This is a genomic window from Pantoea sp. Ft-CA_14 (assembly GCF_024520875.1).
Taxonomy (GTDB): domain Bacteria; phylum Pseudomonadota; class Gammaproteobacteria; order Enterobacterales; family Enterobacteriaceae; genus Pantoea; species Pantoea agglomerans.
Map to the genome: position 1 here is coordinate 63,596 of NZ_JALNPM010000014.1, position 11,616 is coordinate 75,211.

Here is an 11,616-nt window from a genome sequence, read left to right on the forward strand (position 1 = left end):
ACTCTACCGCAAAAAACGGAGGTTATTGAGCACCCTGGCGAGCTAAAGTCTACAACGAGATTGGAAACTTACAAGTATGATGTGAGGCGCTTATGTAAAAAAACAGCGATTTATACACAATTTCTAACAATTAGGCTGGTCTTATTGCCGCGGCAAAAAGCCCTAAAAACTTGCTAAACCATTGTCAACGCTCGAACTAACAGAATCAGTGGTTTAGCTGCGACAGATAAGAAAAATAGCTTGGGAAACTTCTGATTTTTACTTAATGAAACAAATCCGACTGAATTTTTATCGCAGTTTGCGGTCTGAGAGGCGCTTCTGATGTCCCGCTTGCACGCAAAATCAATCCTAACGCTTCACCCTCTGCCGCCGCATTTTCAAGTTGACGTCGTTCATCTTCGTCAAGATCGTAAGGAATCCATGCCAGAACGACACTGTAATTTCCTGTACGCAATGCTTTAACCATCGCTTCAACCGCATTCAGACGTTCAGAATCGGCGATATGCATACTTTTATCCAGTGGTAATCCTGATTCCTGCAGCCAGGTGCGATTCAGTTTATATGCCGGTGTTAACCACAACTGCCAGCGTGATTGCTGACTCAGCTGCTGCAATAAAGGCAACAGCAACATCTGCATCATACCGGGCTGTTCGCTGTAGCGTAACTCAGTAATTCCACCGCCCTGAGAGGCCGGAACGGAAGTGGACGCATAATGATGAGCATAGCGTGCATTATTAGGATGTTGTGTTCGCATAAGTTAATCACCAGCAGTGGACTGTATGAATATACAGTACTGTCATCCTGGATAAAGATCAACCCAAATTTCTGAAAACGCCTCGCAAAATCGCGACAAGATTAGTTGAAACGCTATTTATTCATTGAACCCATTGACGCTTTTTTTTATCTTCTAATTACCTGATACCCAAGGTAATTTACGATATATTTCTTACATGGAGGTGGTGCTATGAAAAAGGTGAATCCGGTTGTAGAGCGCTCCAGAGCGCGCCTGGCCCCATTAGGAACAATAGAGTCGCGCACCCAGTTCGGAGGCTATGCCCTGGCTGTAGAAAGTGTGGTTTTTGCCTTAATTAATAAAGACGAACTCTATCTGCGTGCCAGTGAACCTTTGCGGGAATACCTTACAGATCGTCCGCTGCAACCCCTGATTTTTCGCAAGCGGGGCAAGCTGGTGAGTCTCAATTACTTTCGGGTCGATGAGGCGTTATGGCGCGACCCTGACCATCTGCTGGCGCTCTCTGCTGCCTCTTTAGAAACGGCGCAGCTGGAGTTGCAGGACCGCCAATCCTCACCGCGGTTAAAAGATCTGCCAAATCTCAGCGTACGTATGGAGATGATGCTGTACGAGGCGGGCGTCATGAGCGTCAATCATCTCTACCAGATGGGGGCTAAACAGTGCTGGCTGAAGCTTAAAGCGATCAACCAGCACGTTGGGTTCCAGACATTACTTGCGCTGCAGGGGGCCATCACGGGCCACCATGCCGCTGCGCTGCCGCAGGCGACACGGGCGGAGCTGAATGCGTGGTTCCAGCGCACGCTTTTATCAAACCCCAATCTCAGAAACGGCGAAGGCTAATCAGTGATTAGCGTGCGGCGCAGGCGAGCCACATCGGGCATTAATGCCACCAGCAGACCGAGTTGCTGGAGCACCAGCGGCGCACGCGTATCCGCATCTGCGGCCAGCTGGCTGATTCGCTGAGCCAGTTGATGGCGCATCGTTTCTACGTGCTCATCGCTGACAACTTCCGTTTGCAGCACATCCTCCACATAGCAAACCGTATCATCCAGCAATGTCAGCAGTTCGGGTGCGGTAATTTTATCGCGGTGAGCGCCCAGCGCAGAAATGTAACTCAGAAACGAATGGTTGGAGCAAAGCAGCTGAAAAGCCGAATCGCGCAGCTTCTGGCTGGTGCGACTTTCACTGCTCATGTTTGAGACCACTGACGCCAGTTCAGCATCCGCGTTATGCGCATCACGCCGTGCAATGCGATAGGCGAGACGGTTATCTTTGCCCTGATGATATTGCTCCATGATCGCGTCCAGATAGCGGCAATTCGCTTTCAGCGTTCGTTCTGCCACGGCAGGTAACTGACGAAAGCGCCAGTCAGGCCAGATAAACGCGACAGCCAGCCAGGCCAGGCCACAGCCCAGTAAGGTATCCACTACCCGCGGCAGGGCAACTTCAAACCCTTCACCCAGCAGGTTAAAGCAGAGCAGCACCAGCAGAGTGATAAACAGCGTGGCCTGTGCATACTGCACCTGCCTGAAAGCGAAGAACAGTACGCCGGTAATCACTATCAGGATTAACTGACCTTCAATCGAAGGCACCAGCCATAAAACGGGCAGACCAATCGCAATCCCCGCCAGCGTTCCGCCGATGCGCAAGGCCAGTCGTCGCTGCGTTGCATTGTAGTTGGGCTGGCAGACAAACAGGCTGGTCAGCAAAATCCAGTATCCCCGTTCCAGCCCGGTTACCTGAATAAAACCATATCCAATACAGAGCACCACAGACATGCGAACCGCATGCCGGAACAGCGCCGATGCGGGAGAGAGGTGGCGGCTGAAGCGCAGCCGGATATCACTCCAGCCACTCAATCCTTCGCGTGACAGCAGATTGTCACTGTGCTGAGGATCTTCACCGGCCAGCGTCTGTTCTGATTCGATCGAAGCAAGCTGTGCATCGATGGCGCGCAGGTTGCGCAGCAGCCAGAAAAGAGCACGGGTATGCGTAGCGTCGGGATCATGCTGCTCCAGACGTTCTATCGCTTTCTGTAATCGTTCAAATGCACGCTCAAAACGGCTGTCATGCACCCACCTTTGACGCATCAGAATGCAATGTGCCAGCTGGCGACAGGCCTGAGCCTGCATATTCAGCAGGCGCTGAAAGCGAAACAGAATTTCGTTGTAGCGCCAGTCGCCGCGCAGCAGATGATATTGCAGATGGGAAGAGCTGGCCCGTTCATGAATATCCTGCGCCACAAAGTAGTAGTGCAGACTACGGCGGGTGCCGCGCGACCCGCGATCGCCGCGCAGACGACTCTGCAGTGTGGTCTTGGTCAGATTAAGTTGCGCCACTAACTGGCTGTTGACCATCGCCGCATCGATAAACGCGGCATCATCCTGATCGCCCGCGTCGGGATCGAAAAGATTCGCTTTGGCATCAAGGTAACGCGCCAGTTGTGAAAAACTTCCGGCCAGTTGCTCCTGCACCGGCCGGACCGGAAACATCAGATGGCCCAGTAATGTCAGCAGGTTGTACCACAACGCGCCGACCAGCAGCAGCATCGGCTGCATATACCACTGGCTGAACAGTCCGATGCCGAGCATGGTATAGACCGCAATCAGCAGAGCACCAAAGGCGATAGTCGCATAGCGCTGGCCAAGGGCGCCCAGCAGAATAAAGCCCCAGGTCGAGATTGCCAGCCCGATAATAAAGGCGAACGGATAAGGAAACAGTAACTCGACTGAAACCGAGGCGATGCAGAAGCAGAGCAGGGTAATCAGCAGATTCTTCAGGCGACCGGCCAGGCGATCATCAAGATCGGCCAGCGCAGCAGCGACCACTCCCAGGGTCAGAGGGATCGTCCACTCAATCTGATGCAGCCACCAGGGAATGGCGGCGCAGCCACTCAGTGCAAACAGGATCCGCAGCAGATAGCGCCACGTACTGTTAAACAGATATTTGCGCCAGCCTGGCACGGCATCCGACATCATATTAATAGCGGCGGGCATTGGCTTCGCGCGCGGCGCGCGCCTCTTCCACTGATACCACCCTGCGGCCAACCGGCCAGAGCGCGATAGCGGCGATCTTAAAGTTCGCAATCCCTACCGGAATACCGATGATACTGATGCACTGCACAATCCCCACGGAGATGTGCGAAAGGCAGAGCCACCAGCCAAAGAAAATCAGCCAGAAGATATTCAGAAAGGTGCCGCCGGTATTCAGAATATGACTCTTACTTTCCGGACGCAGCACATCAACATGCACCGCCTCGTTGCCAAACGGCAGCAGCGAGAGTTTGGTGATTTCCCAGCAGGAGCGGGTCAGCGGCAGGGTAAAAATCAGCACGATGCTGATTAACGTGGCAAACAGCCAGCTCAGGGTGGTGAAAAAACCGCCCAGAACAAAATTAAGAATATTTAAAACGGTGCGCATGATCTTCTTTTCCTTTTGCATTCCGCAAGATGTGACGCCAAGTTTAGCCTGTTTTAAGGCTGGAGCGCTAAGGGTCTGACAGGTAAACTCCCCCTAATCCTATTCTCTGACGTTGGTGTCGGCGTGGAACTGAAAGCAACCTCGATGGGCAAACGGCTTGCCCAGCATCCTTATAATCGTGTCCGTTTGATGGCGGCAGGCGTCGAAGTCAGCGGCGATAAGCATGAGTATCTGATCCCCTTTAACCAGTTACTGGATATCGCCTGTAAGCGCGGGCTGGTGTGGGGCGAGCTGGAGTTTTTGCTGGCCGATGAAAAAGTGGTCCGCCTGCATGGCACGGAATGGCAGGAAACGCAGCGCTTTCACCACTATCTGCTGCAGGCCTGGCAGAGCTGGAGTCTGGAGATGAGCGCAGTGTGCCGCGAGGTGCTGCAGGCGCTACGCGATGAAATCGAGGCGTTTGGCGCGCAGGATCGCTGGCTGAACCGCCACGAGTTGCAGGCGCTGAAAACCAACATCCTCAAACAGTTCGATGCATTGCCGATGCCGCTCTCCCGCTTAAAAGATTTTGCTGACTGCCGGGACAACTGGCAATTCTGTCAGCGCTGGCTGGAGCAGGGCGAAACGGCGTTGCGGCAGCGAAACCGCGACTGGACGGCCGCCATGCTGACCCGCTATCAGGATTTCTTTGCCAGCGTCGAGAGCACGCCACTCAATCAGTCGCAATGTGAGGCGGTGGTTAATGGCGAGAATTCTCTGCTGGTACTGGCAGGCGCAGGCAGCGGTAAAACCTCGGTGCTGGTGGCCCGCGCAGGCTGGTTAATGCAGCGCAAGCTGGCCAGCGCCGATCAAATCCTGTTACTGGCATTTGGCCGCCAGGCGGCTGAAGAGATGAACGCACGTATCCAGTCGCGGCTCTCCGCCGCTGACATCCAGGCGCGGACCTTTCATTCTCTGGCGCTGCATATTATTCGTGAAGGCAGTAATAAGCAGCCGGTTATCAGCAAACTTGAGAGTGATGCCGATGCGCGTCGCACGCTGCTGATCCAGCAGTGGCGGCAGCAGTGTCATGAGAAGAAGGCGCAGGCAAACGGCTGGCGTCAGTGGCTGCGTGATGAACTGGAGTGGGAGTTGCCCGATGGGCCATTCTGGGAGGACGACCGGCTGGCAAACCGGCTGGCGTCACGACTGGAGCGCTGGCTCGGTCTGATGCGTATGCATGGCGGTGCGCAGGCAGCGATGATCGCCGACGTGCCCGAAGAGATCCGCGATCTCTTCAGTAAGCGCATCAAACTGATGGCACCGTTGCTGAAAGCGTGGAAGAGCGCATTAAAAGAGGAGGGCGCGGTCGATTTTTCGGGTCTGATTCACCAGGCGATTGCCATTCTGGAAAAAGGACGGTTTATCAGTCCGTGGAAACACATTCTGGTGGATGAATTCCAGGATATCTCGCCTCAGCGTGCCGCGTTGCTGAGCGCATTACGCCAGCAGAATAAGCGTACTGCACTGTTTGCTGTTGGCGATGACTGGCAGGCCATCTACCGCTTTAGTGGGGCGGAGATGACACTGACGACGGCATTCCATCACTATTTTGGTGAGGGAGACCGCTGCGTACTGGACACAACCTACCGTTTCAACGATCGCATCGGAGACATTGCCAACCGGTTTATACAACAGAATCCGCAGCAGCTGGCAAAACCGCTGAACAGCATTACCAAAGGCAATAAAAAGTCGATTTCGCTGCTGGCGCAGGATCAGCTGGAAGCCTTGCTGAACAAACTCAGCGGTTACGCGAAGCCTGATGAGCGAATTCTGCTGCTGGCGCGTTATCACTATCTGCGGCCGGATTTACTGGATAAAGCCAGAACCCGCTGGCCGAAGCTTAATCTGGAATTTATGACGATTCATGCCAGCAAAGGTCAGCAGGCAGATTACGTCATTTTGCTGGGATTACAGCAGGGTAAAGAGGGCTTCCCGGCAGAGGCGCGCGAATCGATTATTGAACAGGGCTTATTACCGCAGCCAGAAGCGTTCCCTGATGCAGAAGAGCGCCGTCTGGCCTATGTGGCACTGACGCGCGCTCGTCAGCAGGTTTTTCTGATGTTCGATAAGGCAGCGCCGTCACCGTTTGTCGATCACTTCCGCGAGCTGGGTGTGCCGGTGCTGCGTAAAGCCTGAGTTACTTCAGACGATCGGCCAGATAGCGCTGATAGTCGGGGATCATAATCTCTACACTTTGCGCAAACAGTGGCGACTGAATGATAAAGTCAGCCGTGGAACGGTTAGTGGCTACCGGGATATTCCATACGGTAGCCAGACGCAGCAGTGCTTTGACATCCGGATCGTGCGGCACTGCGTTGAGTGGATCCCAGAAAAAAATCAGTGCATCGATCTTTCCTTCCGAAATCAGCGCACCCACCTGCTGATCGCCGCCCATCGGGCCGCTCAGCATGGCTGTCACATTCAGGCCCGTATCGCGATTGATCAGATTCCCGGTAGTGCCGGTGGCATAGAGGATGTGCGATTCCAGCGCGGGCTGGTTTTGTTTCACCCAGTCAAGCAGGGCGGCTTTGCAGTGGTCGTGGGCGACCAGCGCGATATGTTTTGTGGTGCCGAGGGTACGAACAGTCTGTTCCATAAAGGCGTCCTGGTAAGGCTCATGCGCAAGAAGAGAGAGCATGAGTGTACCTCTGGCCTTTCGACTCTATCAACTTGTACGTAGCATTTTGACCAGCGTCAGAAGCTGCTGACGCGTGGCTTCATCGAAGCGGTGAAACCAGCGGTGCAGCGAGGGCAGTTCGGCCTGAGTAGTCCAGTCCAGATCGGCGGTAAGCCGGACGGAAGAGGGCGTTGCAGAAGGGGTATTTGCAAACCGCGGCACAGAGGCAATCTGGCGGGTGCGATTATAATTCAGCATCGCTTTTTCCATATCTGCGGATGTGGTGACCGGCAGGTGGTCGCGCACGCTGGTAATCTCCGTGCCTTTTTCATCCACCAGCTGAAAGTTCAGGCTGCGGTCAAAATGATAACGCTCGCGTTTTGTCTCCAGCGCAGGCAACCGAATGGTAATGGTTTTGGCTACCGCGGTGAACGTGACAATCATCGGTACCGACTGATAAGCGATGACGTTCTCATTCTGACCTTTGCGCTGCTGCTCGACCCGAAACAGAAACTGATGCTGACCGCGGTCCAGCTCCAGGCTGTCTGCGCCTTTGAGGAGGGAGCCTGAAATTTTTCGACCATCCAGCACCAGCAAATCGATCTGAGGATCGAGCTTTAATGTGATGGCAGAACAGGACGCCGAAACGAGGAGGGTAATTAACCCCGTTACAGCCAGCGACAGCTTCATTTCAACTCCGGTAACTGAAGACACAAAGGATGGTGTGTAGCAAATTCTTACATTATGGCAGTTAATTTACATTTAAACATATTTATTCGTGCGCGGGTTCAATTAATTTCGCTGAGGACTTACCCGCTAAAGGGCACGCCAATCTACACTCAACACTGGCCTGAAAGGAGATAAACATGAACGATCAGACAATTCGTGAGGTGCTGACGCGCACCCAACGTATCGCCTTAGTCGGAGCAAGCGATCGCCCCGAACGTCCCAGTTACGGTGTGATGAAATATCTGCTCGACCAGGGATATGAGGTGATCCCGGTCAGCCCGAAACTGGCAGGGAAAACGCTGCTGGGGCAGCAGGGGTATGCCAGCCTGGCGGATGTACCGGGCAAGATTGATATGGTGGATGTCTTTCGCAATTCTGAAGCCGCGTGGGGCGTGGCCCAGGAGGCTATCGCCGTGGGGGCAAAAACATTATGGCTGCAGCTGGGTGTGATTAATGAGCAGGCGGCGGTACTGGCACAGGATGCGGGCATGACGGTGATTATGGATCGCTGCCCGAAGATTGAAATTCCGCGTCTGGGAATAACGCGTCAGAAATGATGAGTGTGGCGGCAGAGCGTGCCGCCACAGATTAATGTCGCAGATGAGGTGCCTGTAATTGCTGACGTACCGATGCTGCCAGCTCATCCATTGAAGGCTGCTCAGGGTGTTCAATGCTGGTTTCGCCGGAAAGCTGAATCTCAGCAACGTAGGTATGTACCTGATCGCCTTCCTCATCTTCCATCACCACATGATACCAGGGCGCGGTGCGCATTTTCTCTTCCGCGCCAACATCTTCAATTTTAGGCTCATCTAACGAGTATTCAGGATCGACATCGACGATAACGCCCAGTACGCCGGACAAACGATGACGAACCTGCTGACCAATACCAAATTTACTGGCAATCATTGTGACCTCCGAAAAAAAGCTCTCTTACCAATATGGGGGCAGGAGCCGTTTTTTCAAGTCACATGACGCGGCAGGCGAAACCTTTCAGGTAGAGACCTTCCGGATAGCTGGCGATCACCGGATGATCTGCGGCCTGGCGGAACTGCTCAATAAACTGCACTTCACGGCCCGCATCCAGCGCGGCATCGGCGATGATCTTCTGGAACAGATCGGTGGCCATCAGACCGGAGCAGGAGAAGGTCATTAATACGCCGCCCGGATTCAGTAACTGAATGGCGAGCATATTAATGTCTTTATAGCCGCGACAGGCACCCATCAACTGGCTTTTGTTTTCGACGAACTTTGGCGGATCCATAATGATCAGATCAAATTTCTCGCCACTGTCACGATAACGGCGCAGCAGTTTGAAAACATCATCACGCTCAAATTGCGCGCGGGAGAGATCCAGCTCATTGAGTTCAACGTTCTGACGGGCAACGTCCAGCGCCTCCTGGGAGGTATCCACGCTGATCACTTCTTTACAGCCACCCATCAGCGCAGAAACCGCGAATCCGCCGGTGTAAGAGAAGCAGTTAAGGACACGGGCATCCTGCGCGTAACGACGCGTGGCGAGACGGCTATCACGCTGATCAAGGTAATAGCCGGTTTTGTGACCGCCCTGGATATCCACCAGCAGCTTCATGCCATGTTCGGTAATCGGCAGCAGCGGCGGTGGCAGTTCACCGGTAACGGTGCCCTGCGTCAGCGCCAGCCCCTCTTTCTTACGAACGGCGACGTCAGAACGGTCATAGATGGCGCAGCCAGGGAAACAGTGCTGCAGGGCGGTGATGATCGCTGCACGCTGATATTCTGCGCCTGCTGAGAGCAGCTGCATCACTAAAAAGTTGCCAAAGCGGTCAATGGTGACGCCCGGTAAACCATCAGATTCACCGGCGATCAGGCGATAGCTGTCCAGACCATCGCGGGCCGCCAGCCATTCGCGCCACTGCTGTGCCTGTTCAAACCGGCGGACAAAGAAGGCGATATCGATGGATTCATCGGCCTGCCAGCTCCAGACGCGGGCGCGGATCTGCGACTCGGGTGAATAAGCGGCGCGAGCCAGCCATTTACCGTTGCTGTCACAAACGTCAATGGTTTCACCCAGTTGCGCTTTACCTTCCAGACGCGCAACGGCACCTGAAAAGACCCATGGATGGCGACGGAGCAGGGACTTTTCACGTCCCTTTGCGAGAATCAATCTGACTGTCATAGTTTGCTATGCTTACCTGAAAAAATGAGGCGCCATTGTCCGGTGGATAACGGGAAATTGCAACGAACAGCAGCAGGAGAGAATAATGTCAGCAGCCTGTTTTAAAGCATGGGTTCATGGCCGCGTCCAGGGCGTCGGGTTTCGTTACAGTACTCAGGCAGAAGCCAGGACGCTGGGCGTACTGGGCTATGCGCGAAATCTGGATGACGGCAGTGTCGAGGTGCTGGCCTGGGGTGAGGCGGAGCAGGTCGATGCGCTGATCGCCTGGCTTAAAGCGGGCGGGCCACGCAGCGCGCGCGTTGAAAAGGTGCTGGTGGAGCCGCACCAGCCCGAAGAGCCACCCCGCGATTTTACGACCGGTTAATTACAGACATTTCGCCGGTTTAGGCAGGCCGGCGATTTTCGTCGCCTGTTTAGCCGGCCCTTCAGGGAACAGGCGGAACAGATAGCGGCTATTGCCTTTCTCTTCGCCATATTTCTGCGCCATCGCCTTCACCAGCATTCGCACGGCGGGTGAGGTGTTATATTCCAGATAAAAGGCGCGCACAAAATGGACCACTTCCCAGTGTGCTTCAGTCAGGGTCAGGCCTTCCTGCTCAGCGATGTGGACAGCCAGTGCTTCACTCCAGTCGCCGGGATGCTTCAGATAGCCTTCGGCATCGACGGCGATTTCGTTACCGTTAAAATTCACGTGACATCCTCTTAGTAAATGACGGCGCAGTTTATCAAACCTGGCGGGCAGTAAAAGCAAAAACCCCGCCGAAGCGGGGTTTTACAGGCTACTGTCACTGCGGATTAGTTACTGCGGGCAAACCCCAGCAGGCTCAGCAGGCTGACAAAGATGTTATAGAGCGAAACATAGAGGCTGACCGTCGCCCGGATGTAGTTGGTTTCGCCACCGTGAATGATGTTGCTGGTTTCCCACAAAATCGCACCGGCTGAAAACAGAATGAACAGGGCGCTGATGGCCAGATGCAATGCAGGCAGCTGCAGGAAGATGTTGGCTACTACAGCAACCAGCAACACGACGAAACCTGCCATCATCATGCCGCCGAGGAAGGACATATCACGACGGGTGGTCAGCACGTAAGCCGAACAGCAGAAGAACACCAGCGCCGTGCCGCCCAGCGCCAGCGCTATCACGTCACCCATGCCTGCGGTTAAGAATGAGCTCAGGATAGGCCCCAGGCAATAACCCAGGAAGCCGGTAAAGGCAAAAGCGGCCAGAATGCCCATCGGGCTGTTAGCCAGACGGTAGGTTAAAAACATTAAGCCATAGAAGCCAACCAGCATCAGGATTAAACCCGGCGCAGGCAGGGCCAGCAGGGTGCTGGCGGTAGCCGTAACGGCTGAGAAGGCCAGAGTCAGTCCGAGAAGAAAATAGGTATTGCGCAGAACTCTGTGCGTAGACAGCAATGAGGACTGCGATGAGGTGACAATTCTTTCCATGTTGCGCTCCTTTAAGCAGAACACCAAATATGTGCCGAGAATACGCAGGCCATTAAAGAGGGAAAAGGCGTTTTACCCTTCTTTACGCGCTAAACTGCTAATTGTTTGAGCAGAGTGGCGATTTTGACACCGAAAAATCACAATCTGGCTGTTTTTCAGGCGAATAGACAGATAGGTGCTTTACATCCCTAAACGGGGTGTTTATAGTGCGCGTCATTGCGGAGGGGTGGCCGAGCGGCTTAAGGCAGCGGTCTTGAAAACCGCCGATGGGAAACCATCCGAGAGTTCGAATCTCTCCTCCTCCGCCACTTTATCTGCCCTGTGCAATAAAGCGGCAAAAATAGATGTTTGCCAATGCAGTACAGTTTCAAAACGGAGGGGTGGCCGAGCGGCTTAAGGCAGCGGTCTTGAAAACCGCCGATGGGAAACCATCCGAGAGTTCGAATCTCT

General features: G+C 54.1%; 13 protein-coding genes and 1 tRNA gene. 5 read left to right on the forward strand and 9 right to left on the reverse strand.

The annotated features are described in order from the left end of the window. Positions 1-262: 262 nt before the first annotated feature. Entirely contained in the window at positions 263-754 is a 492-nt protein-coding gene (gene sulA, locus NR195_RS18610) for an SOS-induced cell division inhibitor SulA (protein ID WP_064690094.1), read from the reverse strand. A gap of 210 nt (positions 755-964) precedes the next feature. Here sulA and NR195_RS18615 point away from each other — a divergent pair, with 210 nt between their 5' ends. Next, positions 965-1,594: a TfoX/Sxy family DNA transformation protein gene (locus NR195_RS18615; RefSeq protein ID WP_010669784.1), complete on the forward strand. Its 630-nt coding sequence runs from the start codon at positions 965-967 to the stop codon at positions 1,592-1,594. On the opposite strand, the gene yccS is transcribed toward NR195_RS18615, so the two are convergent. Next, on the reverse strand, positions 1,591-3,750 hold the full coding sequence (yccS, locus tag NR195_RS18620; RefSeq protein ID WP_031592830.1) for a YccS family putative transporter: 2,160 nt from the start codon (positions 3,748-3,750) through the stop codon (positions 1,591-1,593). The two genes, NR195_RS18615 and yccS, sit on opposite strands and share 4 nt — an antisense overlap. After that, positions 3,734-4,174: a YccF domain-containing protein gene (locus NR195_RS18625; RefSeq protein WP_010669786.1), complete on the reverse strand. Its 441-nt coding sequence runs from the start codon at positions 4,172-4,174 to the stop codon at positions 3,734-3,736. Before NR195_RS18625 ends, yccS begins: the two co-directional genes overlap by 17 nt. Positions 4,175-4,297: 123 nt before the next feature. On the opposite strand from NR195_RS18625, the gene helD reads away from it, so the two are divergent. Then, a complete protein-coding gene (gene helD / locus NR195_RS18630) occupies positions 4,298-6,352 on the forward strand; it encodes a DNA helicase IV (RefSeq protein WP_191938262.1) in 2,055 nt (684 codons plus the stop codon). 1 nt (position 6,353) lies between these two features. Here the strand turns inward: helD and mgsA are convergent, their stop codons facing one another. Both mgsA and NR195_RS18640 read right to left on the reverse strand, forming a co-directional pair. Continuing rightward, positions 6,354-6,812 carry a methylglyoxal synthase gene (gene mgsA, locus NR195_RS18635; RefSeq protein WP_010246657.1) on the reverse strand — a complete coding sequence of 153 codons (459 nt, stop codon included), beginning with the start codon at positions 6,810-6,812 and terminating at the stop codon, positions 6,354-6,356. A 69-nt stretch (positions 6,813-6,881) separates the two neighbouring features. Then, positions 6,882-7,523: a DUF2057 family protein gene (locus tag NR195_RS18640; RefSeq protein ID WP_010669788.1), complete on the reverse strand. Its 642-nt coding sequence runs from the start codon at positions 7,521-7,523 to the stop codon at positions 6,882-6,884. A gap of 176 nt (positions 7,524-7,699) precedes the next feature. On the opposite strand from NR195_RS18640, the gene NR195_RS18645 reads away from it, so the two are divergent. After that, a complete protein-coding gene (locus tag NR195_RS18645; RefSeq protein ID WP_010669789.1) occupies positions 7,700-8,119 on the forward strand; it encodes a CoA-binding protein in 420 nt (139 codons plus the stop codon). Positions 8,120-8,150: 31 nt separating this feature from the next. Here the strand turns inward: NR195_RS18645 and hspQ are convergent, their stop codons facing one another. Together hspQ and rlmI are read right to left on the reverse strand one after the other, a co-directional pair. After that, entirely contained in the window at positions 8,151-8,468 is a 318-nt protein-coding gene (gene hspQ, locus NR195_RS18650; protein WP_010246651.1) for a heat shock protein HspQ, read from the reverse strand. 58 nt (positions 8,469-8,526) lie between these two features. Next, positions 8,527-9,717 (reverse strand): 23S rRNA (cytosine(1962)-C(5))-methyltransferase RlmI, encoded by a 1,191-nt coding sequence (gene rlmI, locus NR195_RS18655; RefSeq protein WP_022625919.1) that lies wholly within the window; start codon positions 9,715-9,717, stop codon positions 8,527-8,529. Positions 9,718-9,802: 85 nt separating this feature from the next. Between rlmI and yccX the strand changes: the two genes are divergently transcribed. After that, positions 9,803-10,081: an acylphosphatase gene (gene yccX, locus NR195_RS18660; protein ID WP_256844806.1), complete on the forward strand. Its 279-nt coding sequence runs from the start codon at positions 9,803-9,805 to the stop codon at positions 10,079-10,081. On the opposite strand, the gene NR195_RS18665 is transcribed toward yccX, so the two are convergent. Both NR195_RS18665 and yccA read right to left on the reverse strand, forming a co-directional pair. Then, positions 10,082-10,408, reverse strand: a complete 327-nt coding sequence (locus NR195_RS18665) for a TusE/DsrC/DsvC family sulfur relay protein (protein WP_010669791.1) — start codon at positions 10,406-10,408, stop codon at positions 10,082-10,084. Between the two features lie 104 nt (positions 10,409-10,512). Further along, a complete protein-coding gene (gene yccA / locus NR195_RS18670; RefSeq protein WP_003850014.1) occupies positions 10,513-11,166 on the reverse strand; it encodes an FtsH protease modulator YccA in 654 nt (217 codons plus the stop codon). 220 nt (positions 11,167-11,386) lie between these two features. Here yccA and NR195_RS18675 point away from each other — a divergent pair. Then, positions 11,387-11,474: transfer RNA gene (locus tag NR195_RS18675), tRNA-Ser, on the forward strand. The last annotated feature ends 142 nt before the right edge of the window (positions 11,475-11,616 follow it).